We start from the raw sequence: 25720 nt of genomic DNA, 5'->3' as shown, positions 1-25720 counted from the left end.
GGCGCCGACGAAGCGCACGTCGATGCGGTCCAGGCGCCTGCCGTTGACCAGGATGTCCAGGTTGTAGACGCCGGGGGCCACCTGGTTGGCGCGCGAGAAGCGCGCCACGTCCACGGTCTCGTTCGGGCGCGTGCGCAGGAACGTGGTGGGAAACGCAATGTCCTCGGCGGCGGTGGCCGAGGCAGCGGTGGCCGAGGCAGCGGTGGCCGAGGCATCGGCCGTGCTCGTGCTCGTGCTCGTGCTGGTGCTGCTACTCGTGCTGGTACTCGTGTTCGCGTCCGCGGGCATCGGAGCGGCCATGACGCCCACCAGCACCGACAGCGCTGACAGCACCGCCGGTGGCGCGGGTGACAACCGGCCCGCGTCGGTGCGCACCCGCGGCGCCTTCAGGCGCGCAGGTGGCAGACGATGACGGGACCGGAGCTTCATGCTTGTGTTCCTGGTGGGTGCGTGCACCGGCACGCAGCCGTCCTCGCGGGCGTGCCGCAAGGCAGCGGCCGCACGGATCGGCAACGGGAAAAACGACGGTTCAGGCGATGCGCGGATCGCTATGCCGGCCGGGCGCCGGCGGGCCGCAGCGCAGCGCTACCTGGCGCTGATCGGCGCCTCGCCGGGCAGGGCCGCGGCGTGGTCGCTGATGGCCACGTAGTGCACCTTGGCGCCCGCGTCGGCGCCGGCCAGGTCGGGAATGCGCAGCACCGTGGCGCCTTCGGGGGCCACCATGCCGCCCATGTCGTTCTTGAACGTGCGGCTGCCGTCCTCGACGCCGAACTCGCTGAAGGACACGTGGTAGGGCGTGGGGTTGGTCACCCGCAGCGCCTGGCCCTTGCCGTCGGGCGCGGGCACCAGTTGCCAGGTCAGCTTGGCCGGTGCGTCCTCGGGCCTGCCGTCGAGCCGGGCCGGGCGCACGAAGATCTTGATGCGCGTGCGAAACGCAAACTGCAGCGTATTCGCGCGCGAGGCCTTGGCCGACTTGGGCGGAATGTCCAGCACGTTGAGCCAGAACACCGACTCGCGGTCGCTTGGCAATGCCTCGCCCGTGTACATGATGCGCAGCGTCTGCGACTTCTGCGGCTCCATGCGAAAGATCGGCGGCGTCACCACGAACGGCACCTTCGACTGGCCCGGGTCGGCATCGGTCTTGCCGTCGTCCACCCACACCTGCACCAGCGACGGCGCGCGGCTGTCGTTGTCGACCTTGACGTTGACCTCGCGCTCGGCCATCGGGTAGATCACCCGGGTCCCGCCGATGGTGACGCTGGCGTGGGCAGGCCCGGCCAGCAGCGCACCAGCGAGCGCCGCGGCGAAAAGGAAGCGGGTTGGCAACTTCAAGTCAATCTCCCTGGAACTGAAAAATCGAACACGTCGGGGCGCCCCACGCGGGGCGCCCTGCCCCTGGCCGGCTCGGGCTTATTGATAGTCCATCGTGTATTGCACGGAGGTGTCGACCGCGCCGGCGGTGGCGGCGCCGGTGGCGTAGTACTGGCCGTAGTAGGTCAGGTCGGCATTGGTGGCCAGGATCGCCGCGCCGTTGAGGGCGACGTCGTTGTTCGAATTGGTCGTGATGTTGATCGGCTGGAAGTTGCTGTTGAGCAACTGCACCTGCACGTTGTTGGCGCCGCCGACGCCGGCCTGGTTGACCAGGTTGCCGCTGGTCGGGTCCACCGTCGGGCCGTTCTCGAACCGGGCGACGACCTTGGTGGCCGAACCGGTGCAGCCGCTGAGCGAGAAGACGATGTCGGACGGGCCCGACACGCCGGCAGTGTCGCCGGTGTTGACCAGCGAACCGGCGGACACCGTCGGGAGCGTCACCGTCACGTCGGCTGGCGTGCCGGAGGCTGCGCCGTTGATCGAGCAGGTGCTGTCCGTGACGCTGCCGATGAAGGTGATGGTGCCGTCGGACGCGAAGGCGGCGGATGCGCCCAACAAGCCCAGGGCCAGCGCGACTGCAGTTTTCTTGATCATGTCTTTTCCTTTCAATGAATAGAAGGTTGCGAAGGAGATCTCGGCCCTGCGGGCGTACCGAGATTTTCAATTGCAATTTTTTGTCAATAAAATTGCAACGTTAGCTCCGAGGACGAGGACGACCAGCGGAGATGTATCGCCGCCCTGCGATCAACCACGCATCAATGTATCGATGCCGTTACAAGTTGATTGCAAGGCGGTCGCTTACCCGTGCGGTCCGGAAATCGGACGCTGGCTGCACTGAAAGCGGGCACCCGAAACAATCGCGATCGCGCAGCCGCGAACCGCGTCAGTTCGCTGGCGCGCAGGAGGCGATCGCCTCTTGATACGAGGGAACAACGCCACCCGAAAGGGTTGGCGACAGGCCGGCCAGCAAGCCGTACCAGAGATTCAACGGCGACGGCCGCCGCTGATGCATCAATGGTTGCTTATTGAGGCTCAATTCGCTGCTTGCAGTAAAGGTTGCGCCCTTCATTGCATCTCCCTTGAAACCAGTATTGCCACGAACTTCGTAATCGTAGCATTCAGGAACGATAGGTAACAAGAGAACTTGACACTTCCAGACGGAAATTGATAAGTCGCGAATAGGTTTACTTTTGACGAAACCCTCCGTGATTGTTAATCAAACGTCACGCAAATCGCATTTGCGAGTAAATTAACAATTCATTTAGATTTGGAGAGGCATTTGCATCGCGATCGATGCGCGGCCGGGCGTCGCGCCAGGTCGAGTCGGCGCGCCGGCGGCGAGGGAGAAATGCAACAGTGGGCGCGCCCATGTGCGTCCGGCGGCCTGCTGCCGCCTGCTGGACGATCAAGCCCAAAGGCCGTCAGCGGTGCGGCAGCTTGCGTTCTTGCGGATCCTGCGGATCGAAGCGCGCGCCGTCGGGTCGTCGCTTGCCCCTGAGCGAGCCGTGTTCATGGGCGTAGACCCAGGTGAACTCGGCGCCCAGCAGGAAGATCTGCGCCGAGTAGTACACCCAGACCAGCACCACCACCAGCGAGCCCGCAGCACCGAAGCCGGAGGCGACACTGCTCTTGCCGATGTACAGGCCGATGAGTTGCTTGCCCACCGAGAACAGCAGCGACGTGACGGCCGCGCCCACCCACACGTCGCCCCACTCCACCTTTGCGCGCGGCATCAGCCGGTAGATGGCGGCGAAGCCGACGGTGCTGATGATGAAGCCGAACACGAAGTTCACGACCTGGCCCAGCATCGCCCAGCCGCCGAACACCGGCTCCCACCACTTGCTGAGCGCCGCGAAGGCTGCGCTGGCGACGAGCGACACGGCCAGCAGGAAGCCGATGCCCAGGATCAGCCCGAACGACAGCAGGCGCGTGTGCACCATCTTCCAGACGCCGCCGCTGCGGTCGCGGGCCGGCGCCCGCCAGATGCGGTCGAGCGCGTCCTGCAACTCGCGAAACACGGTGGTGGCGCCCAGCACCAACAGCAGCAGCCCGGTGACGGTGGCGATGATGCCTTCGGCCGGCTTGTTGACCGAACTGAGCAGGCCCTGGATTGCCGACGCCCCCTGGGCGCCCATGAGTCCCGAGAGCTGGTCGAAGATGGCACCGCGGGCCGCCGCCTCGCCGAACACCAGCCCGGCCACGGAGATGACGATCAGCAGCAGCGGCGCGATGGAAAACACGGTGTAGTAGGCCAGGGCCGCGCCCATGCTCGGCGCGTAGTCGTCCAGCCACGACGTGACGGCCTTCTTGCACAGATCGAAGAGTTCTCTCAAGGTCATCGGCCTAGTGTCCCGTGTGCTGCATCGGCTTGCAACCTGGCGCCCGGCGCATTGGCGCGTCGCGGCCTATGATCGCGCCGCCATGCACCCGACTCCCGACGATCCAGCGCACGACCCGCACCCGCGCCCCCAATCCATCGGCGATCTGTTCTGGACGTTCACATGGATCGCCATGCAAGGCTTCGGCGGCGTGCTGGCCATCGTGCAGCGCGCCCTGGTCGAGCAAAAGCGCTGGCTCACGCAGGACGAGTTCGTCGAGGAATGGGCCGTGGCCCAGGTGCTGCCCGGCCCGAACGTGATCAACCTGGCGCTGATCCTGGGCGACCGCTACTTCGGCTGGCGCGGCGCCGTGTCGGCGCTGGCCGGCATGCTGGCTTTTCCGACGGTGCTGGTCCTGCTGCTGGCGCTGGTGTATTCGCATTTCGCGGCCGATCCGCGCCTGGAGGGCGCGCTGCGCGGCATGGGCGCGGTGGCCAGCGGGCTCATCGCCGCCACCGCCATCAAGCTGGTTCCCACGCTGCGGCGGCATCCGCTCGGCCGGCCGGTCGGACTGGGCTTCATGGCGCTGGTGTTCGTGGCCGTGGCACTGCTGCACTGGCCCTTGCTCGCGGTGCTGGCGCTGTTCGGCGGCGTGGCCTGCGCGTGGACCTGGCGGCGGCTACCGGCATGAGCATCCACCTGTCGCCCATGGACTGGCTGGGGCTGTTCGCCCAGTACATGTTCCTCTCGCTCATCTCCATCAGCGGCGCCATCACCACCGTGCCGGACATGCACCGCTACCTGGTCGGGCAGCACGGCTGGCTGACCGATGCGCAGTTCACCTCTTCGGTGGCGATCGCGCAGGCGGCGCCCGGCCCGAACGTGCTCTTCGTCGCGTTGATGGGCTGGAACGTCGGGCTCAATGCCGGCGGCGGGGCGGCTGCAGGCATGCACGCGTGGCCGCTCGGCCTGCTGGGGCTGGCCGTGACGCTGGTGGGCATCATGCTGCCGAGCACCACGCTGACCTACATGGCCACGCGCTGGGGCCATCGCAACCGCGACCGGCGCGGTGTGCGCGCCTTCAAGCAGGGCATGGTGCCGGTCGTGATCGGCCTGCTGCTGGCCACCGCATGGGTGCTGGCCGCGGGCAACGGCGCCGCCTCCGCCACGCCGTGGCATCTGTGGCTGCTGACGGCGGTGGCCGCCTTCGTGGTCTGGCGCACCCGCGTGCACCTGCTGTGGCTGCTTGGCGCGGGCGCGCTGCTCGGTGTCTTCGGCCTGGTCTGATCGACTCGTACTTCAAGGAGAAAGTGATGCAACTGCGTTCCCTCGGCCGCTCCGGCCTGCAGGTGTCGCCGCTGGCCTTCGGCGGCAATGTGTTCGGCTGGACGGTGGACGAAGCCATGTCCTTCCGCCTGCTCGATGCCTGGCTCGACGCCGGCTTCAACTTCGTGGACACGGCCGACGTGTATTCCGCCTGGGTGCCTGGCCACACCGGCGGCGAGTCCGAGACACTCATCGGCAAGTGGCTGCGAAAGAGCGGCCGGCGCAACCAGGTGGTGCTGGCCACCAAGGTCGGCAAGCCGATGGGCGAAGGCAGGAAGGGCCTGTCGCCCGCCTACATCCGTCAAGCGGTCGACGCCTCGCTGCGGCGGCTGCAATGCGATCACATCGACCTGTACCAGTCGCATGACGACGACAGCGACACGCCGCTGGAAGACACGCTCGGCGCCTTCGGCGACCTGATCCGCGCAGGCAAGGTGCGCGCCATCGGCGCCTCCAACTACAGCGCGCCGCGCCTGGCCGAGGCGCTGGACGTGGCCGAACGCGCCGGCCTGCCGCGCTACGAATCGCTGCAGCCGCTCTACAACCTTTACGACCGCAAGGTGTTCGAGGAGGCGCTGGAGCCGCTGTGCCTGGAGCGCGGCGTGGGCGTCATCAACTTCTACGCGCTGGCGGCCGGGTTCCTGACCGGCAAGTACCGCAGCGAAGCCGATGCGGCCAAGAGTGCACGCGGCGCCAAGACCACCGCCACGTACCTCAATCCGCGCGGCCTGCGCATCCTCGCCGCCCTGGATGCGGCGGCCGCGCAGCATGGCGCAACGCCGGGCCAGATCGCCATTGCGTGGCAGATCGCCCGCCCGTCGATCACCGCGCCGATCGCCAGCGCCACGTCGCCGGCGCAATTGCAGGAACTGGTGGCCGCGGCCGAACTGAAGCTCGATGCCGCCACCCTTGCCGCGCTGGATGCAGCCAGCGCCGAGGAGTAGCGCCATGGCCACGCCGGAAGATGCAGCCCTGGCGCCGCCGCGCCTGGAGCACTTCGCCCACCTTCAGGTCGACGTCGCCGCGCCGGTGGTGCTCGGCCATGGGCCACAGGGCCTGCGCCGTGTGGTGCCGATCCTCGGCGGGCGCGCCCAGGGCCAGGGCTGGACGGCACGCGTGCTGCCCGGCGGAAGCGACTTCCAGCTGTTTCGCAGCGAGACGATGTCGGAGCTCGACGCGCGCTATGCGCTGGAGACCGACGCCGGCGACATGGTCTACGTGCGCAACCGCGCCATCCGCTCGGCGCCCGCGGACGTGATGGCCGCGCTGATGCGCGGCGAACCGGTGGACCCGGCGCAGATCTACTTTCGCTGCACGCCCGGCTTCGAGACCGCGTCGCAATCGCTGGCCTGGATCAACGAACGGCTGTTCCTGGGCGTGGGCATGCGCCGGCCCGAGCAGGTGCTGATCCGCGCCTTCACCGTGCTGTAGACGGACGGCCGCGCCGGGCGGCCCGCGCCCTGCGCTGGCGTCAGTTCAGCGAGATGCCCTTGTCGCGGATCACCTTGCCCCACTTGTCGTAGTCGCCGCGGATGCGCGCGGCCATGCCCGCCGGATCCTCGTAGTGGCCGATGGCGCCTGCGGTGAGCAGCTTGTCCTGCACATCCTTGTCCGCCAGGATCGCCTTGACCTCCGCGCTGACGCGGTTGACCGCCTCGGCCGGCGTGCCGGCAGGCGCCAGCAGGCCGCCCCAGGAGACCGCCTCGAAATCCTTGAAGCCCTGCTCGGCCACGGTCGGCACGTCCGGCAGCTGGACGACGCGCTGCGGCGAGCCCACGGCGATGGCGCGCAGCTTGCCCGCCTTGATGTGCGGAAGCGCCGCGACCAGGTCGGCATACATCACCGGCACCTGGCCGCCCAGCAGATCGGTCACGGCCGGCGTGCCGCCCTTGTAGCCGATGTGCTGCATGTCGAAGCCGCCCATCTGCTTGAGCAGTTCCATGCTCAGGTGCCCGAAACTTCCGGGGCCCGAGCTGGTATAGTTGAGATGGCCTTTCTCGGCCTTGGCCTTGGCGATCAGGTCCGGCAGCGTCTTGACGTCCGGCAGCACCGTGGGATTGACCACCACGACGATCGGCAGGTCGTACACGGTGGCCACCGGGGCGAAGTCCTTGACCACGTCATATGGCGTGGACTTGTACAAGTGGGCCGCCAGCAGCGTCGGCGTGGCCAGCATCATGAACGTGTAGCCGTCCGGCGCGCTCTTGGCGACGAAAGCGGCAGCGATGGTGCCGGACGCGCCGGCGCGGTTCTCGACCACCACCGCCTGCTTCAGGCGCTCGCCCAGTTGCTGGCCGATCACGCGCGAGGCGGTGTCGGTCGGGCCGCCCGGCGGGAAAGGAACGATCAGCTTGATCGGCTTGGCAGGCCAGGCCTGCGACAGGGCCGGGCCGGCGAAGGCCAGGGCCAGCGTGCCGGCCGCGGCGGCAATGAGTTGGCGGCGGTGCAAACGTGACAGCGTCATCTGATGCTCTTTGGTTGTTCGGTCGAAAGGAAGATTCAAAGCACGCCGGCCTGGCGCAGCGCGTCGATGGCGGCGGCGTCCATGCCGAGCACGCCGCCCAGCACCTGGTCGGTGTCCTGGGCCAGCAGCGGCGGCGCGCTGCGCACGGGCATGCGTTGGCCGTCGATGCGGTACGGTGGCGCGAGCACCTGCACGCGCCCGGTTTCGGGATTGGGCATTTCGGTGACCAGGCCGGCCTCGGTGCTGCGGCGCGACTGCAGCGCCTCCAGCAGCCCCAGCACCTCGCCGCACGGAATGCCCGCGGCGGCAAGGCGCTCGAGCAGCAGCGCGCGCGGCCGGCTCGCCAGTTCGGCGCGCAGCTGCGGCAGCAGCTCGTGCCGGTGCTTCGAGCGGCCCACGTTGGTGGCGAACCGTTCGTCCGCGGCAAGGTCGGGGCGCTCGATCACCTCGGTGCAGAAGCGCTGGAACTGCGCGTTGTTGCCCACGGTGATCACCACCGGCCCGTCCGCCGCATCGAACACGCCGTACGGCACGATGGACGGATGCGCGTTGCCGTACTTGGGCGGATCGCCGCCCATCAGCAGCGCCTCCATGCCGTAGTAGGACGTGATCATCAGGCCGCAGTCGTACAGCGCCATTTCCACGTGACGGCCCACGCCGGTGCGCTGGCGGTCGAACAGCGCCGCGAGGATGGCCTGCGCCGAATACATGCCGGTGAACATGTCCACCGCGGCCACGCCGAACTTCAGGGGTCCCTGGCCTTCCTCGCCGGACAGTGCCATCAGCCCGGCCTCGCCCTGCACCACCAGGTCATAGCCCGGACGCGCAGCCTCGGGTCCGTCGGTGCGGTAGCCGGTGATCGAGCAGTACACCAGGGCGGGGTTGACCGCCTTGAGCTGCTCGTAGCCCAGGCCCATCTTGTCGATGCCGCCGAACTTGAAGTTCTGGATGACCACGTCGCATCTGGCGGCCAGGTCGCGCACCAGCTTCTGGCCCTCGGGCTTTTGCAGGTCCACGCCGACCGACTGCTTGTTGCGGTTGGCACTGTTGAAGTACGCGGTATTGCGCGATCCCACGCGCTGGCCCCAGTCGCGGGTGTCGTCGCCGCGGCCGGGATGCTCGATCTTGATGACCTCGGCACCGAGGTCGCCCAGCGCCTGGGCGCACATGGGCCCGGCAAGGACGCGCGACAGGTCGAGCACGCGAACGCCTTCCAGCGGCAAGCGTGCGGCGGACGGATGGCTCATGGCTTTCCCCGCAGGCTGGCAAAGTCGGCGCTTCGCTTGCCCAGGAACGCGGCGATGCCCTCGGCGGATTCGCTGTCGCCCTGCGACTCGACCATGAACTGCGCCTCGCGGTCGAGCTGCGCGTCGAGCGAAGCAGAGACCGACTCGCGGCACAGCGCCTTGATGCGTGCCATGGCGCGCTCAGGGCCGCCGGCCAGTCGCGTGGCCAGGGCCACCGCTTCTGCGTCGGCGCCACCAGGCTCGGTCAGGCGGTTGACCACGCCCAGCGCGTGCAGTCGCTCTGCGCCGATGCGGTCGCCGGTCAGGCACAGTTCTGTCAGCAACTGGCGCGGCAGCACCTGCGCCAGGAAGGACGTGGCACCGCCATCGGGCGTGAGGCCGACCTTGACGTAGGCCACCGAGAAGGTGGCGTCGCGCGCGGCCACGAGCAGATCGCAACCCATCGCCAGCGACAGGCCCGCGCCAGCGGCGCCGCCTTCCACGGCTGCCACGACCGGCTTGGGAAAGTCGCGCAGCAGGCGCACCAGCCCATGCAGCCCTTCGAGGATGCCGCGGCGTACTTCGGGCGGGTGTTCGCGCCGGGTGGCCAGCACGTTGAGGTCGCCGCCCGAGCAGAAGTAGCCGTCGGCGCCGGTCAGCACCACGGCGCCGACCGAAGGCTGGCGCCTGGCGTCCTCGAGCGCTTCGCGCAGCGCGTCGTAAAGGCCGGCGCTGATGGCATTGCGCTTGCCCGGCGTGTGGATGGCAAGCACCAGCACGGGGCCTTCGCGGCGCAGGAGGATCGGGGGTACGGTGGAGTCGGTCATCTTCCGGGTCCTGTTGGTTTCGATCAGGCGGCCAGCCGGCCGAGTGCGATATAGCGGGCCAGGTGATGGTCCTCGTCGCCGAACTGATGGTCGATCATGACCAGCCGCTTGGCGTAGTGCGGCAGCGGCAGCTCCCAGGTCATGCCGATGCCGCCATGCAACTGGATGCTCTCCTCGGCCACCAGCGCGCCGATGCGGCCGATGCTGTACTTGGCGGCCGACAGCGCCTTCTCGCGCGCCACGCGTTCGCTTGCGATGGCCGCGGCGGCGTTGATCACGGCCGAACGGGCCTGCTCCACTTCGAGCAACAGGTCGGCCATGCGGTGCTGCAGCGCCTGGAAGCTGCCGATCGGCACACCGAACTGCTTGCGGGTGCGCAGGTATTCCAGCGTGTCGCGCTTGGCCACCTCCATGGCGCCGAGCGCCTCGGCGCACAGCGCCAGCACGCCCCAGCCGGTCGCGTGCTCCAGGATGTCCGCGCCCTGCCCTTGCCCGCCGAGCAGTGCGCCGGCCGGCAGGCGCACGGCGTCGAGCGTGACCTCGGCCGCACGGCCGCCGTCGATGCGGCCGTAGCCACGGCGCGAGAGCCCGGCGGCGTCCGCGGGCACCAGGAACAGCGAGATGCCTTGCGCCTCGTCGACCGCGCCGCCGGTGCGGGCCGAAACCAGCAGCAGGCCGGCCTGGTCGCCCAGCGGCACGACCGCCTTGGCGCCGCTGAGGATCCAGTCGTCGCCCTCGCGCTCGGCACGGGCAGCCACGCGCGTGGCTTCATGGTGCGAGTCCGGCTCCTCGTGCGCCAGGGCAGCCACCAGGCTGCCGTCGATGATGCCGGCCAGCGCTTCCTTCTGCGCGTGGTTGCCGGCGTGCGCGATGGCACGGCCGACGACCAGCGCGCCGAGGAAGGGCTCGACCACCAGGCCGCGGCCGAGGCTCTCGAAGACCACCGCCACGTCGAAGCCGCTGCCGCCGAAGCCGCCCACGTCCTCGGGGAACAACGCGCCGATGGCGCCGATCTCGGCCAGCTGCGCCCAGTGCGCGGGCGAGAAGCCTTGCTCGCTGCTGGCGATGCGGTCGCGTTCGGCGAATGCGTACTGCTCGGCAATGTAGCGATCGAGCGAGTCCGCCAGCATGCGCCGGTCTTGCGTGTGTTCGAAGTTCATGACGTTCGCTCCCTCACAGTCCGAGGATCATCTTGGAGATGATGTTTTTCTGGATCTCGTTGGATCCGCCGAAGATCGACAGCTTGCGGTTGTTGAAGTATTGCGCCGCCAGCGGCGCGGCCTCGGGCGGGCCGACCGGCTCCTCGTCGAATCCGTCGTGCAGCGCCGCCTCGATGAACGGCTGAGCGTACGGCCCCATGGCGCGCCGCGCCAGCGACGACAGCTCCTGGCGGATCTCGGTGCCGCGGATCTTGAGCATGGAGCTTTCCGCGCCGGGCACTCCGCCGCCCGCGACGGCGGCGATCACGCGCAGGTTGGTGGTCTTCATGTTCTCCAGGTCGATCTCGACGCGCGCCATGCGTGCAGCGAACAACGGGTCCTCGGCCAGCGGCCGACCGTTGCGCCGGACCGTGGCGGCGATGCGCTTGAGCTTCTCCAGCGCGGCCATCGAGAAGCCGACGCCGGCGATGTTGGTGCGCTCGTAGGTCAGCAGGTACTTGGCGTAGGTCCAGCCCTTGTCCTGCTCGCCCACCAGGTTCTCGGCGGGCACGCGCACGTCGGTGAAGAACACCTCGTTGACCTCGTGCTCGCCGTCGAGCGTGATGATGGGGCGCACCTCAACGCCGGGCGAGTTCATGTCCACCAGCAGGAAGCTGATGCCCGACTGCGCCTTGGCTTCCTTGTTGGTGCGCACCAGGCAAAAGATCATGTTGGCGAAGTGGCCCAGGGTGGTCCAGGTCTTCTGCCCGTTGACGATGTAGTGGTCGCCCTGCGCGTCGGTCTTGCGCACGGCGCTGGTCTTGACCGACGCCAGGTCCGAGCCCGAGCCGGGCTCGGAGTAGCCCTGGCACCACCAGTCGCTGCCGTCGAGGATGCGCGGCAGCCAATGCTTCTTCTGCGCTTCGCTGCCGTACTTGATCAGCACCGGCCCGAGCATGCTCAGGCCGAACGGCACGATGCGCGGCGCGCCGGCCAGCGCGCACTCGGTCTCGAAGATGAACTTCTGGACCGCGCTCCAGCCCGGGCCGCCCCATTCCCGGGGCCAATGGTTGGCCAGCCAGCCGCGTTCGTTCAGGATCGCGTGCCACTGCACGATGTCGTCGCGCGTGAGCAGCACCCCGTTCCTTGCCTTGTCCGACAGCCGGCTGGGCAGCTTGTCGCGCAGGAACTGCAGGACTTCGGCGCGGAAGGCCTCTTCCTCGGCGGTGAAATTCAGGTCCATGGCAAGTGACTCAGAAGATTTCGAACAGTCCGGCCGCGCCCATGCCACCGGCGATGCACATCGTCACGACGGCCCACTTGGCCTTGCGGCGGCGGCCTTCGAGCAGGATGTGGCCCGCCAGCCGCGCGCCGGTCATGCCGAACGGGTGGCCGATGGAGATGGCGCCGCCGTCGACGTTCAGGCGCTCGGACGGAATGCCGAGCTTGTCCTGGCAGTAGATCGACTGCGAGGCGAAGGCTTCGTTGAGCTCCCACAGGTCGATGTCCTCGACCTTCAGGCCATGGCGCGCCAGCAGCTTGGGCACGGCGAAGACCGGGCCGATGCCCATCTCGTCGGGCTCGCATCCGGCCACGGCGAAGCCGCGGAAGGCGCCCAGCGGCGACAGGCCGAGGCGCTCGGCCTCCTTGGCCTCCATCATCACGCAGGCGCTGGCGCCGTCCGACAACTGCGAGGCGTTGCCGGCGGTGATGAACTGGTCCGGCCCCTTGACCGGCGCCAGCTTGGCCAGCCCTTCGTAGGTGGTGCCGGCGCGGTTGCAGGTGTCGTGGTCGATGGTGACTTCGCGCTTGCTGACCTTGCCGGTTTCCTTGTCGGTGACCGCCATGACGGTGGTGACCGGCACGATCTCTTCCTTGTAGCGGCCAGCCTCCTGCGCCTCGGCGGTCTTGCGCTGGCTTTCGACGGAGAAGCGGTCCTGCGCCTCGCGGCTGATGCCGTAGCGGCGCGCCACGATGTCGGCGGTGTCGATCATCTCCATGTACAGCGCCGGCTTGTGCTCGACGATCCACGGGTCCATTCCGTTCTGGCCATCCTCGCGGGTGCGGATGCCCGAGATGCTCTCCACGCCGCCGGCGATCATGGCCGGCGCGCCGTCCACCACGATGCGCCCGGCCGCCACGGCGATCGCCTGCAGGCCGGAGGCGCAGAAGCGGTTGATGGTGGTGCCGGCGATCGAAAGCGGCAGTTCGGAACGGATGATGGCCTGGCGCGCGACGTTGCGGCCGGTGATGCCCTCGGGGTAGCCGCAGCCGAGGATCGCGTCCTCGATCAGCGCCGGATCGATGCCGGCGCGGTCTACCGCGGCGCGTACCGCGAACGAGGCCAGCGTCGGCCCGGAGGTGATGTTGAGTTCGCCGCGGTGCGACTTGGTCAGCGGGGTGCGGGCGGTGGAAACGATGACGGCCTGGCGCATGGGGAAGTCTCCTGGGGGTTGGTTCGGGTGGAGCGACGCCCTCCTCCCACGAGGATGGGGCGCGCGGGGTGATGCGTTTTCAGCCCTTGGCAGGCTGGTTCAGGGACGAGAAATCCTTGCCTTCGGCCACCAGCTTCTCGAGCAACGGCGAGGGCTTCCAGAACAGCGGGTCTTCCTTGGCGAAACGCCGGATGTCGTCCAGGATCCGGGGCAGGCCCACCGTGTCGGCGTACTTCATGGGGCCGCCGCGGTGGCGCGGGAATCCGTAGCCGTAGAGGAAGGTCACGTCCACGTCGAGCGGACGCAGCGCAATGCCCTGGTGCACGACGTTGGCGCCTTCGTTGATCATGGCCGCCATGTAGCGCGCCATGATTTCCTCGGGCGTGAAGCGGCGCGGCGCCATGCCGGCGCGCTCGCGCTCGGCATCGACGATGGCCAGCACTTCCGGGTCTTCCTGGCCGGCGCGCGCGCCCTGCGGGTACAGGTACCAGCCGCGACCGGTCTTCTGGCCGAACCAGCCGCGCTCGCAGATGCGGTCGGCAATCTGCACGTAGCGGGCGTTGGGGTCGCGCGTGGCGGCCTTGCGCTTGCGCGTCGCCCAGCCGATGTCGCCGCCGGCGAGGTCCGACACCTGGAACGGCCCCATCGGGTAGCCGAAGGCGCGCACCGCGGCGTCGATCTCGTAGGGGCTGGCGCCGTCCTCCATCAGGTAGTCGGCGGCCTGGCGGTACACGGCCAGGATGCGGTTGCCGATGAACCCGTCGCACACGCCGGCGCGCACCGGCACCTTCTTGAGCCGCTTGGCCAGCGCGAAGGCGGTGGCCACCACGTCCGGCGCCACCTTGGCCGGCACCACGATCTCCAGCAGCTTCATGATGTTGGCCGGCGAGAAGAAGTGCAGCCCGATGACGTCCTGCGCGCGCGGGATGCTGGCGGCAATGGCGTCGATGTCCAGGTACGAGGTATTGGTGGCGAGCACGGCGCCCTTCTTGCACACGCGGTCGAGCTCGGCGAACACAGCCTTCTTCACCTCGATGTCCTCGAACACCGCCTCGATGACCAGGTCGACGTCGCCGAAGGCCTCGTAGCTCGTCGAGCCGGTGAATCGCGCCATCACCGCGGACTTGGCGTCCGCGCTCATCCGGCCCTTGGCGATCAGGCCGTCGTAGACCTTCTCGACGTTGGCCCGGCCGCGCGCGATGGACGCATCGTCTCGCTCGACCATCACCACCGGCAGGCCGGCGTCGAGTGCCGACACCGCGATGCCCGCGCCCATGGTGCCACCGCCGACGATGCCGATGCGCTCGATCGGCCGCGGCTGCGCCGCCTTGGCCTCGGGCACTTTGGCGACTTCGCGCTCGGCGAAGAAGGCATGGATCAGACCGGCGCGTTGCGGGCTGTCGATGCAGGCCATGAAGGCCTCGCGCTCGCGCCTGATGGCTTCGTCGACGGGCTGATCGAGCGCGGTCTGCACCGCATCGACGATCTTGCCCGGCGAGAACAGGCCGCGCGACTTCTTCGCCACGTCGGCCCTGGCGGCGTCGATGGCGGCTTGCGCGGCGGCACGGTCCGCCATGCCCTGCGCATCGCGGGTGCGGCGCACCGGGGCAGCCTGCGCCAGCAGCTCGTTGGCATACGCCAGGCCGGCGGCCAGCGCATCGTCGCCGTCGGCCAGGCGGTCGACCAGGCCCAGCGCCAGCGCTTCCTTGGCCTTCACGTGGCGGCCGGTGAGCATCAGGTCCAGTGCGGCCGGCGCGCCGACCAGCAGCGGCGCGCGCACGGTGCCGCCGGCGCCGGGCATCAGGCCCAGCTGGACTTCTGGCAGGCCGGCCTTCAGGTCGCCCAGCGCGATGCGGTAGTGGGCCGCCAGGGCGATCTCCAGGCCGCCGCCGAGGGCCGCGCCGCGCAAGGCCGCGATGACGGGTTTGCCGCTGGCCTCGATCCGGTTGCAGACCTCGGGCAGCGACGGCGGCTGGGGCGCCTGGCCGAATTCGCGGATGTCGGCGCCAGCGATGAAGTTGGCCCCTTCACCCACGAGCAGGATGGCCTGCACGGCAGCGTCCGCATCGGCGGCCTGCACGGCCGCCAGCAAGCCGGCGCGCACCGCGCTCGACAGCGCATTCACCGGGGGGTTGTCGATGGTGATGCAGGCCACGGGACCTTGCGTGCGGCTGCGCACCACGGAATCAGGCGTCGTCATGTCTTGTCTCCGGCAAAAGGAAATCCAAGGCCGCCGGGGCGCCGGCAGCGGGTCCCGCATTCTGATCTGCCCACTGTCCAACGACAATTGAGAACCTGTTTGACATACTGTCAATTCCAATTTGACAATAGCACCTGCCGATGGACTTGAACGCCCTGACCCTGCTGGTGGAGATCGTGGAGGCCGGCAACCTCAGCGAAGCCGCCCGGCGGCTGCGCATGAGCCGCGCCAACGTGAGCTTCCGGCTGGCCCAGTTCGAGCGCAGCCTGGGCCAGCAGTTGCTGCGCCGCACCACGCGACGGATCGAGCCGACCGAGATCGGCCAGCGCCTGTACGCGCACGGCTGCGCCATCCGCGACGAACTGCTGGCCGCGCGCGATTCGGTGGCCGCCCTCGGCCAGGGGCTGCAGGGGCAGGTGCGCCTTTCCGTGCCCAGCGGTTACGGCCAACTGGTCATGTCGGACTGGCTGATTGCCTTCAAGCGCGCCTACCCGGGCATCGTGCTGGACGTGATGTTCGAAAACCGCGTGGAAGACCTGCTGCGCGACGAAGTGGACATCGCGGTGCGCGTGATGGCCGCGCCGCCGCAGAACCTGGTGGCGCGCGACATGGGGCCGGTGCACTACGTGGCCTGCGCGGCCAGCGGCTGGGCGCGCGAACACGGCATGCCGGTACAGCTGGAGGACCTGCGCGCCGCGCCGCTGATCACCTCATCGGTGCAAGGGCGCCAGGTGCGGGTGTCGGCCTACCTGGAGCAGGAGCGGCACCAGGTGCTGATCGAGCCGACCATCATCTCGGAGAATTTCCTGTTCCTGCGCCAGGCCATCCTCGCCGGGCTGGGCGTGGGCATCGTGCCTGACTACGTGGTCGCGCCGGAGGTGGAGACCGGCGAGGTGGTCACGGCGCTCAACGAATGGCGCCTGAGCATCTTCGGCGTGCACATGTACATGCTCTACATGCCGGGCCGCCACCGCACGCGGGCGATCACCACCTTCATCGAGTTCATGCTGGAGCGGGCGGGCGAGGCCGGGCGGCGGCACTAGCGGCCGCGGAACTGCCGGCAGGCCTAGTTGTCTTCCGGCAGCGAAGGAATGTCGCCCATCGCCTCGTCGTTGCGCAGCGCATTGGCGGCCTTGAGCACGCCGATCGACAGGCCTTCGCCCTGTCCGGCGAAGCCGCCGGCGATGCCTTCGAGCACGTCGCCCAGCGGGCCGTCGCCCTCCTCCCGCGCCGACAGGCTCAGGTTGAGGACGCGGGCCGCCATCTGGCGGTAGCTCACCACGCCGGAATGCTCCAGCAGCGCGACCAGGTCCAGGTACAGCGCCAGCTGGAGATCGAACACCAGCTTGTCGGTGATCTTGAGGCCATCGAGGTTGTCGTGATGTTGCATCTTGCTTGCTCTCGCGGATGGGTACTGAAAATCGGTGCGGCGCCTCAGGCCTGCGCCGCCCGGCGCTGGCGCATCGCCTCGTACAGGCACACGCCGCTGGCGACCGAGACGTTCAGGCTTTCCACCGCCCCGGCCATCGGGATGCTGACCAGTTCGTCGCAGCGCTTGCGGGTGAGCTGGCGCATGCCGGTGCCTTCGGCGCCGAGCACCAGCGCCAGCGGGCGATCGAGGTCGGCGTCATAGACGGTGCCCGGCGCATCGTCGCTGGTGCCCACGCACCAGATGTTGCGCTCCTGCAGCTCGGTCAGCGTGCGCGCGAGGTTGGTCACCATGAAGTAGGGCATGGTCTCGGCCGCGCCGCTGGCGACCTTGGCCACTGTGGCGTTGATGCCGGCGGCATTGTCCTTGGGGGCGATCACCGCATGGGCGCCGGCGCCATCGGCCACCCGAAGGCAGGCACCCAGGTTGTGCGGGTCGGTCACGCCGTCGAGCACCAGCAGCAACGGCACCTTGCCGGCGGCCTCCAGTTCGTCGAGCAGGTCGTCGAGCGAACGGGCCAGCTCGATCGGGTGAACGCGCGCGGCCACGCCCTGGTGGCCGTGGCTGCCGGCCAGGCGAGCCAGCCGCACGCCGTCGGACTCGATCAGGCGCGCTCCGGCCTCCTGTGCGCGGTGCACGAACTGGCGCATGCGGGCATCGCGGCGGCTCGGGTCGAAATACACCTCGATCACCGAGGCCGGCGCCGACTTGAGGCGCACGCCCACTGCGTGGAAGCCGAAGATCACTTTGGGGGAAGACATATTCGCCGCATTATCGACGCCGGGCCGCAGCTGCCGGTGTCAGACGCCGACCTCCTCGCCCGCCGCGACCCGCCCGGCCTCGATGGTGATGCGCCGCTCGCAGCGCGCGGCAATGCCGCGGTCGTGGGTCACCAGCACCAGCGTCGTGCCCAGTTCGCGGTTGAGGTCGAACATCAGGCGCATCACCTGCTCGCCGGTGGCGAAGTCCAGGCTTCCGGTGGGCTCGTCGGCCAGCAGCAGCGCCGGCTGCACGACGAAGGCCCGCGCCAGCGCGACGCGCTGCTGCTCGCCGCCTGACAGCACCTTGGGGTAGTGGCCCAGGCGCTGGCCGAGGCCCACGCGGGCCAGCATCTCGGCGGCGGCCGGCCTTGCATCGCGCCGGTTGGCCAGTTCCAGCGGCAGCATCACGTTCTCGAGCGCGGTGAGGTTGCCCAGCAGCTGGAAGCTCTGGAACACGAAGCCGACCTTCTGCGCGCGCAGCGCGGCACGCGCGTCCTCGTCCATGGCGAACAGGTCCTGGCCCGCCAGTCGGACTGTGCCGCGCGTGGGCGTGTCCAGCCCGGCGATGATCGACAGCAGCGTGCTCTTGCCGGACCCCGACGCTCCCACGATGGCCGCGGTCTGGCGCGCGCCCAGGGTGAAGTCGATGTCCTGCAGAATGTCAAGCGTGCCGGTGGAATCGGACACCGACTTGAACACGTGCTCGACCGCCACGATGGCGTCGCCGGGCTGGACGTCTGCTGAAGGGATTGAGGACATGAAGGCTTCGATGAGGAGATGGGACCGGCGCCACTTTATCGTGGCCGGCGCGGCGGCGGCCCTTGCGGGTCTCTCGCGGGCGCAGGCCACCCGGCCGGGCGACCAGTCGGCGGTCATCCTGGTCGTGGGCGATTCGCTCAGCGCCGAATACGGCCTCAAGCGCGGCGAGGGCTGGGTCCCGCTGATGGAAAAGCGCATCGAGCAGCAGAAGATCGCGGCCAGGGTGGTCAATGCGAGCATCAGCGGCGACACCAGCTCAGGCGGCCGCTCGCGTCTGCCCGCCCTGCTGTCGAAGCACCAGCCCACGCACGTGGTGCTGGAGCTGGGCGCAAACGACGCATTGCGCGGCCTGCCGATCCAGGGCACGGAGGACAACCTCACGGCCATGACGCGCGCTGCGCAGGCCGCCGGGGCAAAGGTGCTGCTGGTCGGGATCCAGGTGCCGCCCAACTACGGCAGCGACTACACCCGCCGCTTTGCCGCGATGTTCCGCACCGTGGCCGACAAGACGAACGCGGCGCTGGTGCCGTTCCTGCTGGACGGCGTGGCCGACGCCCCCGATCCGGCGCCGCTGTTCCAGGCCGACCGCATCCATCCCAACGCCACGGCGCAGCCGCGGATCCTGGACAACGTCTGGCCGCAACTGCGCAAGCTTCTCTAGTACCGGCGCGCACGCAGCGCGTCTGACCTCCTCCGCCCCGCTTTACCGCAGCCGCAGGCCGCGGGCGTGCGCGTGCGCGTGCGCGTGCGCACCTGCTTGCCAGCCGCGGATGATGCATGCAGAATTCGTCGTTCTTGGTTTTGAATGAACGTTCACCCCGTTGAACGAAAGAATGATGAGTGACGTCAAGAGCGCGCGACGCGTGCTGGACATCCTTCGGTTCTTCTCCGAGGAGAAGGCCCCTGCCTCGCTGGCGCGCGTCGCGGCAGCGCTGGAGCTTCCGAAATCGAGCTGCCTGGGACTGCTGGAGACGCTCGTGGGCGAAGGCTATGCCTATCACGCGGATGGCCGCTACTACCTTACCGGCCGCTGGGCCCGCGAGGCCGAGCAGGTCGCCCGCCACGACCGGCTGGCGCCGCGCTGCCGCGGCGCATTGCAGGCCCTGGGCGAGCAATTGGGCGAGACGGTGATCCTTGCCCAGTTGTCGCAACGCAAGGTGGTGTACCTGGATGTGATCGAGGGCAACCATGTGCTGCGCTTCTCCGCCTTCGTGGGCCAGCGCAAGCCCATTCACGCAGCCGCTTCCGGACGGGCCCTGCTCGGCATGCACGACGACGCGGAGATCCGCCGCATCGCCGAATCGCTCGAATACGCAGCCTTCACGCATGCCACCCTGGCAACGCCTGATGCGCTCGTCAAGGCGGTGCACGCCGGGCAGCGGCGCGGGTGGCACGTCAACCTCGGCGAGCACCAGGCCGACACGGTCTCGATCGCTGCGGGCTTCCTGCTCGACGGCACGCCCCTGGCATTCGTGGCCGGCGCGCCGCTGAGCCGCACCCGGCACCAGGTGGACGCGATGGGCGCGGCCGTCAGGGACGCCGCCGCCGCCTTCGGCAACTGAACCCTCATATCAAGGAGATAGAAATGGCAGGCTTGTATTTCGAGCAGTTCGAAGTGGACCAGGTGTTCGAGCACGAGTGGACTCGCACCGTCACCGAGATGGACAACGTGCTGTTCAGCACGCTGACCATGAACGTGCAGCCGCTGCACATCGATCATCATTTCTCGGCGAAGACCGAATTCGGCAAGCCCATCGTCAACAGCCTGTTCACGCTGGGCCTGGTGATCGGCATGTCCGTGAACGACACCACCTTCCGGACCACCGTCGCGAACCTCGGCATGAGCGACACGCGCTTCCCGGCGCCGGTCTTTGCGGGCGACACGATCCGCGTACGCACGAAGGTCCTGGCAAAGCGCGAGAGCAAGTCCCGGCCGGCGGCCGGCATCGTCGAATTCGAGCACGTCGGCCTCAACCAGGACGACGTCGCGATCTGCGTCTGCCGACGGGCGGCGCTCATGCACAAGGCACCTGCCGGGGCCGCCGCATGAACGCGTCGATGCTGTTCGTGCCGGGGATCGCCCGGGACAAGTTCGTCAAGGCATGCCAAAGCGAGGCCGGCGCGCTGATTCTCGACCTGGAGGATTCCGTCGCCGGCGACAGGAAGGCCGACGCCAGGGCCGCCGTGGTCGACATGCTGCGCCAGGGCTCGGGCCGGCAAACCTTGTGGGTGCGGGTCAATCCGCAGGCATCCGGCCTGCTCCTGCAGGACCTGGCCGCGGTCCTGCCGGCGCGGCCCTTCGGCATCATGCTGCCCAAGTGCTGCGGGCGCGAATCGCTGCTGCAGGTGGCGGCCTATCTCGACGCGCTCGAGGTGGCCCATGGCATCGAGCCCGGACAGACGCGCCTCCTGCCGATCGTGACGGAGACCGCGGCCTCGCTGTTCCGGCTGGGCGAACTGGCCGGCGCCACGCCGCGCCTGTGGGGCATGGCCTGGGGCGCCGAAGACCTGGCCACCGACGTCGGCTCCTTGTCGAACGCGGATGCGCAGGGCTATACGGAGCCCTTCAGACTGGCGCGGTCGCTGTGCCTGTTCGCCGCTGCCGCCGCGGGCGTGCGGCCGGTCGATACCGTGTGCGTGGCCTTGCGCGACGAAGCCCGCGTGCTCAAGGAATCGCAGGACGCCTGCCGCGACGGGTTTGTCGCGAAGATGGCCATCCACCCGGCGCAGCTGGCGCCCATCAACGAAGGGTTCACGCCCTCGCCCGAGCGTGTCGAGTGGGCGCGGCGCGTGGTGGCCGCGTTCCAGGCGAACCCGGGCCTGGCCGCGCACCAGCTGGACGGGAAGATGATCGACGAACCGCACCTCAAGCTGGCTCGCCGCATCCTGGAAGGCAATCGGTGATGGCCGGCGCGCTCGCCGGCGTTCGCGTGCTGGACATGACCACCGTGGGCATGGGGCCCATGGCGACGCAGCTGCTCGGCGACTTCGGCGCCGACGTCGTCAAGGTCGAGCCCATGGAGGGCGACATCTTCCGCCACGTGATGCCGCAAAAGCACGCGGGCATGAGCCACGCGTACCTGAACCTCAACCGTAACAAGCGAAGCGTCCAGCTGGGCATGAAGGCGCCGGGCGACCATGACCGGCTGATGGCGCTCCTGGCCGACAGCGACGTCTTCATCTCGAACATGCGCGCGCCTGCCCTGCGACGCCTTGGCCTCGACGCCGAGACGCTGCTGGCGCGCTTTCCGCGGCTGATCCATTGCAGCTGCTACGGGTACTCGGAAAGCGGCCCCTACGCCGGCCGGCCAGCGATCGACGACACGATCCAGGCCGCCTGCGGCCTCGCGTGGCTTCAGGGCGGCGCCGGCCAGGACGCGCCGGCGTACGTCAAATCGGTGGTGGCCGACAAGGCGGTGGCGCTGTACGTCACCTCGGCCCTGGGCGCGGCGCTCTATGCGCGCGAGAAGACCGGCGAGGGCCAGGCCATCGAGGTGCCGATGTTCGAATGCATGGTGTCCTTCATGGCCGTCGAGCATCTGGCCGGCCGTACGTTCGTGCCGCCTCAGGGCCCGGCCGGCTACACGCGCCTGCTCAACGAGTTCCGACGGCCGTTTCGCACGAAGGACGGCTACCTCACCGTGGTGCCCTACACCGACGGCCAGTGGCACCGCTTCTTCGAACTGGTCGGCGAACCGGCACTGGCCGACGACGAGCGCTACCGGACGCAGGCCGCGCGAAGCCACCACTTCGGCGAGCTGTACGCCTACGCGGAACGGATGGTGGCATCGAAACCCACGGCCGAATGGCTGGCCTTGCTGGAGAGCGCCGACATCCCCTTCGCCCGCGTCAACTCCATCGACGACCTGCTGGTCGACCCCCACCTGCAGTCCGTGGGCTTCTGGCGGGAGGTGGAGCACCCGACCGAGGGCCGCCTCATGCAGGCGGGCCTGCCCGTGCACTTTTCCCGCACCCCGGCCACCGTCCGCCGCCATGCACCCGCTCTGGGCGAGCACAACGCGGCGCTTCTGGCCGGACGCCCATCCAACGACAAGGAGACGACATGAACAAACTATTCATCACGCTGGCCGCTGCCGCGGCGCTCGCTGCCGCGCCATTGGCCAGCGCGCAGGACTATCCCGCCAAGCCCATCAGGTTCGTGGTGGGCTTTCCGGCGGGCAGCAGCATCGACACCGTCTCGCGGGTGGTGCTCGACGACATCCGCGAGCGAACCGGCGCGACCATCGTGGTGGAGAACCGGCCTGGGGCGCTCGGGGCGCTGGGCATCGAGAACGTCCAGCGCGCCGCTGCCGACGGCTATACGCTCATGCCCAGCTCCAGCGCCACCCATTCGTCCGGGCCCGGCCTGTCGGTCGCGCTGCAGCGGCTCGACCCTGTCAAGGCGCTCACGCACGTCGGGCGCGTGGCCCGATTCGACATCGCGGTGGTCACCCGCGCAGCCGGCTCGTACGGCACCGCCCGCGCGCTGGTCGACGCAGCCAAGGCCAAGCCGGACGCCCTGACCTATGGCTACGGTTCGGGAACGGGCCAAGTCAGTTCGGCCGCGTTCAGCAGCGCGACGGGCATCCAGGTTCGGCCGATTCCCTACAAGGGCCAACCGGCCGCCATCACCGACATGCTGGGCGGGCAGATCGATTTCGTCAGCTCCGACCTGGGCGCCGTGCTGCCGTTCGTCCGGCAAGGCTCGCTCAAGGCGATCGCGCTGCTGGCGGAACGCCGATCGAGCATGCTGCCTGACGTTCCTACCGTGGGAGAACTCGGCTTCAAGCCGGTCGAACTCAGCGGCTGGCTCGGCATCGATGGTCCGGCCAACCTGCCGCCCGAGGTGACCGCATGGTGGACCGCGCAACTCAAGACCAGCCTGGCCGACAAGAATGTCCAGGAAAAGATGCGCTCGCTCGGCATGGAGGCCTGGCCGCTCGCGGGCAGCGAGTTCGGACAATTCGTGGATGCTCAGCAGGCGCTCTGGGGCGCCCACGTGCGCGACGCCGGCATCAAGCCCGAGTGACGAACGCGCCGTCCGTCGGGGCCGGCGGCCCCGGCACGGCTCAGAGCGCGTCCAGCGCCTGCGCGAGGTCGGCCCGCAGATCCTCGACCGCCTCCAGACCGATGGAGAAGCGCACCAGCGTGCCCTTGTGCGGCCAGGGCGCGACCGCGGCGTCGCGCATCAGGCTGATGTCGTAGGGCACCACCAGGCTGATCGGGCCGCCCCAGGAATAACCGAGGCGGAACAGTTGCAGCGCATCGCAGAAGGCATCGACCTGCTCGGTGCCGAATCGCTCGTCGAACACTACCGAGAACAGCCCCGCCGCGAGGTCGGTCGCGCCGCACAGCGCGCGCCAGTTCTCGTGGCCGGGCGAATCCGGCAGGGCCGGATGCAGCACCTGGGCGATCTCGTCGCGCTGCTGGAGCCATTGCGCCAACGCGCGCGCGCTCTGGTCGTGCGCCTGGTAGCGCAATGCGACGCTGGGCAACGAGCGCATGATCGCCTGCACGTCGTCGACGCCCACGCCCAGCCCAAGCCGCATGTGCGTGAGTTTGATCTTCAGGTGCAACGCCGGGTCGCGCGTGACCACGCTGCCCATCAGGACGTCGCCGCCGCCGCTCGGATACTTGGTCAGGGCGTGCACCGACACGTCCACCCCCCAGCCCTCGCCTTCCAGGTCGAAAGGGCAGAACGCCAGGCCGGCGCCCCAGGTGTTGTCCAGCGCACTGGTCACGCCGCGGTCGCGGCACAGTTGGGCAAGCGCCGAGACGTCCGGGAACTCCATGGTCACCGAGCCGGCCGCCTCGATCCACACCAGCCGGGTGCGCGGCGAGAGCTTGGCGGCCAGGTCCGACGGATCCATGGCGTCGTACAGCCGGTGCGTGATGCCGTAGTTGGCCAGCTCGCCCGCGGCCAGCGCCTTGTTGGGGCCATAGACGTTGTCCGGCAGCAGGACCTCGTCGCCGGCCTTGAGCAAAGCGAGCGACACCAACGAGATGGCGGCCAGGCCGCTGGACGCCAGCAGGCATTCGGTGCCACCCTCGAGCGCGGCCAGGCGCTCTTCGAGCATGAAGGTGGTCGGCGTTCCGTGCAGGCCGTAGGTGTAGCCCGCCTTGGTCTTCCAGTCGCGTGCGCGCATCGCGGCGACGTCGCTGAAGAACACCGTCGACGCCTTGTAGACGCCCGGTTGCGGTGCCGCGAAACTCGCCGGAGGCGCGTACGGATGATGGATGAGGTCGGTGATGGGCTTGCTCATGGCCCGATGCTAACCCTGCAGCTGCAAGCGGTTCTGCAGAGAACTTCCTTATGCCGCTTTTCATGCGACGGGTTCACAATCGGCCTGCAACGCCCCTCCCGGGTGCCGCGAGGAGAGTCATGGCACGAGAGATGTTTCCCTACCTGTGCGTCAACGACGCGAACGCCGCCGTGGAGTTCTACGGCAAGGTATTCGGCATGACCGAGAAATTCCGGCTGACCGAGCCGGGCGGCCGAATCGGCCACGTGGAGCTGGACTTCGATGGCGCGACGCTGATGCTCAGCGAGGAATACCCAGAATACGGCATCCGCGGACCTCGCTCGGTGGGCGCCACCACGGTGACGATCCACCTGCATGTCGACGACGCCGACGCGGTCGTCGCCCGCGCGCTGGCGGCCGGCGCCACCTCGCACATGCCGCTGGCCGACCAGTTCTACGGCGAACGCTCCGGCAGCTTCTTCGACCCGTTCGGCCACCGCTGGAACGTCGGCCATTCGATCGAGGAAGTCAGCCCGGAAGAGATGCAAAAGCGCTACGAAGCGTCGACTTGAGCGCCGGACGGCCGCGCCCTGTTTCGCACAGGGCCGCAACCACGCAAGCGGCGCTGCCCGGGGTGCGGGCGCGGCCGCTGCGCATTTCCTACACCGACCACTTCTCCAGCAGCTTCTCGGCGCCCATGGAGTCGTAGCCCTCGAACGGCTGGTGGATCCATGGGTTGGTGGCGAGAAACTCGACCGAGTAGTCGGCGGTGAAGGTGGACAGTTCCTTGGTCCAGATCACCGCGCTGCGCAGTTCGGTGATCGGCTTGTAGTTGTTGCGCAGCATGTCCATGACGGCATGCAGCGTGTGGCCCGAATCGGCGAGGTCGTCGACCAGCAGCACCTTGCCGGCGATCTCGCCCTTGGGCGTGGTGATGTAGCGGGCGATGTCCAGGTGGCCCTGCTTGGTGCCCGCCTCGGCCCGGTACGAGCTGGTCGACATGATCGCCAGCGGCTTGTCGAAAATGCGCGAGAGCACGTCGCCCGGCCGCATGCCGCCGCGCGCCAGGCACAGGATGGTGTCGAACTCCCAGCCCGACTGATAGATCTTGATCGCGAGCTTCTCGATCAGGTTGTGGTATTCGTCATAGCTGACGTACAGGTGCTTGCCGTCTTCGGTCAACATGGGATGGTGGCCTTTTTCGAAACTCGTCGTGGTGGGTC

Annotated in this window: 29 protein-coding genes; 12 read left to right on the top strand and 17 right to left on the bottom strand. The window is 68.7% G+C overall.

Annotated elements, in window-relative coordinates; all coding sequences use genetic code 11:
• The 5 genes from VES41_RS04655 to VES41_RS04635 all read right to left on the bottom strand — a co-directional run.
• The coding region (locus VES41_RS04655; RefSeq protein WP_324813602.1) for a FimD/PapC N-terminal domain-containing protein at positions 1 to 429 on the bottom strand (429 nt) is incomplete at its 3' end.
• A 156-nt stretch (positions 430 to 585) separates the two neighbouring features.
• On the bottom strand, positions 586 to 1332 hold the full coding sequence (locus tag VES41_RS04650; protein WP_324813600.1) for a fimbrial biogenesis chaperone: 747 nt from the start codon (positions 1330 to 1332) through the stop codon (positions 586 to 588).
• Between the two features lie 78 nt (positions 1333 to 1410).
• Positions 1411 to 1965 (bottom strand): fimbrial protein, encoded by a 555-nt coding sequence (locus tag VES41_RS04645; RefSeq protein ID WP_324813597.1) that lies wholly within the window; start codon positions 1963 to 1965, stop codon positions 1411 to 1413.
• A 289-nt stretch (positions 1966 to 2254) separates the two neighbouring features.
• The gene (locus tag VES41_RS04640; protein WP_324813595.1) at positions 2255 to 2440 is read right to left on the bottom strand and encodes a hypothetical protein; all 186 of its coding nucleotides are present in this window, start codon (positions 2438 to 2440) and stop codon (positions 2255 to 2257) included.
• Positions 2441 to 2792: 352 nt separating this feature from the next.
• Positions 2793 to 3710 (bottom strand): YihY/virulence factor BrkB family protein, encoded by a 918-nt coding sequence (locus VES41_RS04635; protein ID WP_324813593.1) that lies wholly within the window; start codon positions 3708 to 3710, stop codon positions 2793 to 2795.
• Positions 3711 to 3792: 82 nt separating this feature from the next.
• Here VES41_RS04635 and VES41_RS04630 point away from each other — a divergent pair, with 82 nt between their 5' ends.
• From VES41_RS04630 to VES41_RS04615, 4 genes are read left to right on the top strand one after another with little or no spacing between them, the layout of a single operon-like run.
• Positions 3793 to 4380, top strand: coding sequence for a chromate transporter (locus VES41_RS04630; RefSeq protein ID WP_324813591.1), 588 nt, complete (start codon positions 3793 to 3795; stop codon positions 4378 to 4380).
• On the top strand, positions 4377 to 4976 hold the full coding sequence (locus tag VES41_RS04625) for a chromate transporter (protein ID WP_324813588.1): 600 nt from the start codon (positions 4377 to 4379) through the stop codon (positions 4974 to 4976). The genes VES41_RS04630 and VES41_RS04625 overlap by 4 nt, the downstream gene beginning before the upstream one ends.
• 26 nt (positions 4977 to 5002) lie before the next feature.
• Positions 5003 to 5959: an aldo/keto reductase gene (locus VES41_RS04620; RefSeq protein ID WP_324813586.1), complete on the top strand. Its 957-nt coding sequence runs from the start codon at positions 5003 to 5005 to the stop codon at positions 5957 to 5959.
• A 4-nt stretch (positions 5960 to 5963) separates the two neighbouring features.
• Positions 5964 to 6446, top strand: a complete 483-nt coding sequence (locus VES41_RS04615; protein ID WP_324813582.1) for a DUF3237 domain-containing protein — start codon at positions 5964 to 5966, stop codon at positions 6444 to 6446.
• Positions 6447 to 6486: 40 nt separating this feature from the next.
• On the opposite strand, the gene VES41_RS04610 is transcribed toward VES41_RS04615, so the two are convergent.
• The 7 genes from VES41_RS04610 to VES41_RS04580 all read right to left on the bottom strand — a co-directional run bounded on the left by VES41_RS04610 (position 6487) and on the right by VES41_RS04580 (position 15306).
• A complete protein-coding gene (locus VES41_RS04610; RefSeq protein WP_324813579.1) occupies positions 6487 to 7479 on the bottom strand; it encodes a tripartite tricarboxylate transporter substrate binding protein in 993 nt (330 codons plus the stop codon).
• Between the two features lie 35 nt (positions 7480 to 7514).
• Positions 7515 to 8726, bottom strand: a complete 1212-nt coding sequence (locus VES41_RS04605) for a CaiB/BaiF CoA-transferase family protein (RefSeq protein ID WP_324813578.1) — start codon at positions 8724 to 8726, stop codon at positions 7515 to 7517.
• Positions 8723 to 9532, bottom strand: a complete 810-nt coding sequence (locus VES41_RS04600; RefSeq protein WP_324813575.1) for an oxepin-CoA hydrolase, alternative type — start codon at positions 9530 to 9532, stop codon at positions 8723 to 8725. Before VES41_RS04600 ends, VES41_RS04605 begins: the two co-directional genes overlap by 4 nt.
• 23 nt (positions 9533 to 9555) lie before the next feature.
• Positions 9556 to 10692 (bottom strand): acyl-CoA dehydrogenase family protein, encoded by a 1137-nt coding sequence (locus tag VES41_RS04595; protein WP_324813571.1) that lies wholly within the window; start codon positions 10690 to 10692, stop codon positions 9556 to 9558.
• Between the two features lie 13 nt (positions 10693 to 10705).
• The gene (locus VES41_RS04590) at positions 10706 to 11914 is read right to left on the bottom strand and encodes an acyl-CoA dehydrogenase family protein (RefSeq protein ID WP_324813568.1); all 1209 of its coding nucleotides are present in this window, start codon (positions 11912 to 11914) and stop codon (positions 10706 to 10708) included.
• A 10-nt stretch (positions 11915 to 11924) separates the two neighbouring features.
• Complete coding sequence (locus VES41_RS04585) at positions 11925 to 13106, bottom strand: acetyl-CoA C-acyltransferase (RefSeq protein WP_324813565.1); 1182 nt, start codon at positions 13104 to 13106, stop codon at positions 11925 to 11927.
• A gap of 79 nt (positions 13107 to 13185) precedes the next feature.
• The gene (locus tag VES41_RS04580; RefSeq protein WP_324813562.1) at positions 13186 to 15306 is read right to left on the bottom strand and encodes a 3-hydroxyacyl-CoA dehydrogenase NAD-binding domain-containing protein; all 2121 of its coding nucleotides are present in this window, start codon (positions 15304 to 15306) and stop codon (positions 13186 to 13188) included.
• A gap of 140 nt (positions 15307 to 15446) precedes the next feature.
• Between VES41_RS04580 and VES41_RS04575 the strand changes: the two genes are divergently transcribed.
• A complete protein-coding gene (locus VES41_RS04575) occupies positions 15447 to 16349 on the top strand; it encodes a LysR family transcriptional regulator (protein WP_324813560.1) in 903 nt (300 codons plus the stop codon).
• Between the two features lie 23 nt (positions 16350 to 16372).
• On the opposite strand, the gene VES41_RS04570 is transcribed toward VES41_RS04575, so the two are convergent.
• Genes VES41_RS04570 through VES41_RS04560 form a run of 3 tightly spaced genes read right to left on the bottom strand, consistent with a single transcriptional unit; the run spans position 16373 to position 18255 of the window.
• Positions 16373 to 16696 (bottom strand): hypothetical protein, encoded by a 324-nt coding sequence (locus tag VES41_RS04570; RefSeq protein ID WP_324813557.1) that lies wholly within the window; start codon positions 16694 to 16696, stop codon positions 16373 to 16375.
• 44 nt (positions 16697 to 16740) lie between these two features.
• Positions 16741 to 17496, bottom strand: coding sequence for a 23S rRNA (guanosine(2251)-2'-O)-methyltransferase RlmB (gene rlmB / locus VES41_RS04565; protein WP_324813555.1), 756 nt, complete (start codon positions 17494 to 17496; stop codon positions 16741 to 16743).
• Positions 17497 to 17535: 39 nt separating this feature from the next.
• Positions 17536 to 18255: an ABC transporter ATP-binding protein gene (locus tag VES41_RS04560; protein ID WP_324813551.1), complete on the bottom strand. Its 720-nt coding sequence runs from the start codon at positions 18253 to 18255 to the stop codon at positions 17536 to 17538.
• On the opposite strand from VES41_RS04560, the gene VES41_RS04555 reads away from it, so the two are divergent.
• The 6 genes from VES41_RS04555 (at position 18254) to VES41_RS04530 (ending at position 23284) form a co-directional block, all read left to right on the top strand.
• Positions 18254 to 18916, top strand: a complete 663-nt coding sequence (locus VES41_RS04555) for an arylesterase (RefSeq protein ID WP_324813549.1) — start codon at positions 18254 to 18256, stop codon at positions 18914 to 18916. The two genes, VES41_RS04560 and VES41_RS04555, sit on opposite strands and share 2 nt — an antisense overlap.
• A 175-nt stretch (positions 18917 to 19091) precedes the next feature.
• Complete coding sequence (locus tag VES41_RS04550) at positions 19092 to 19817, top strand: IclR family transcriptional regulator (protein ID WP_324813546.1); 726 nt, start codon at positions 19092 to 19094, stop codon at positions 19815 to 19817.
• 23 nt (positions 19818 to 19840) lie between these two features.
• On the top strand, positions 19841 to 20305 hold the full coding sequence (locus VES41_RS04545) for a MaoC family dehydratase (RefSeq protein WP_324813544.1): 465 nt from the start codon (positions 19841 to 19843) through the stop codon (positions 20303 to 20305).
• Positions 20302 to 21159, top strand: a complete 858-nt coding sequence (locus tag VES41_RS04540) for a CoA ester lyase (protein WP_324813542.1) — start codon at positions 20302 to 20304, stop codon at positions 21157 to 21159. The genes VES41_RS04545 and VES41_RS04540 overlap by 4 nt, the downstream gene beginning before the upstream one ends.
• Complete coding sequence (locus VES41_RS04535) at positions 21159 to 22322, top strand: CoA transferase (protein WP_324813540.1); 1164 nt, start codon at positions 21159 to 21161, stop codon at positions 22320 to 22322. Before VES41_RS04540 ends, VES41_RS04535 begins: the two co-directional genes overlap by 1 nt.
• The gene (locus VES41_RS04530; protein ID WP_324813538.1) at positions 22319 to 23284 is read left to right on the top strand and encodes a tripartite tricarboxylate transporter substrate binding protein; all 966 of its coding nucleotides are present in this window, start codon (positions 22319 to 22321) and stop codon (positions 23282 to 23284) included. The genes VES41_RS04535 and VES41_RS04530 overlap by 4 nt, the downstream gene beginning before the upstream one ends.
• A 40-nt stretch (positions 23285 to 23324) precedes the next feature.
• Here VES41_RS04530 and VES41_RS04525 read toward each other — a convergent pair whose 3' ends face one another.
• Positions 23325 to 24518: a PLP-dependent transferase gene (locus VES41_RS04525; protein WP_324813536.1), complete on the bottom strand. Its 1194-nt coding sequence runs from the start codon at positions 24516 to 24518 to the stop codon at positions 23325 to 23327.
• A 119-nt stretch (positions 24519 to 24637) separates the two neighbouring features.
• Here VES41_RS04525 and VES41_RS04520 point away from each other — a divergent pair, with 119 nt between their 5' ends.
• Positions 24638 to 25069: a VOC family protein gene (locus tag VES41_RS04520; protein WP_324813534.1), complete on the top strand. Its 432-nt coding sequence runs from the start codon at positions 24638 to 24640 to the stop codon at positions 25067 to 25069.
• An 88-nt stretch (positions 25070 to 25157) separates the two neighbouring features.
• Here VES41_RS04520 and VES41_RS04515 read toward each other — a convergent pair whose 3' ends face one another.
• Positions 25158 to 25682, bottom strand: coding sequence for a phosphoribosyltransferase (locus VES41_RS04515; RefSeq protein WP_324813531.1), 525 nt, complete (start codon positions 25680 to 25682; stop codon positions 25158 to 25160).
• Positions 25683 to 25720 lie beyond the last annotated feature (38 nt).

Source organism: Variovorax sp. (assembly GCF_035634955.1).
In the GTDB taxonomy this organism is placed as follows: Bacteria; Pseudomonadota; Gammaproteobacteria; order Burkholderiales; family Burkholderiaceae_C; genus Variovorax.
This window is presented reverse-complemented; position numbering and strand designations above follow the sequence as displayed.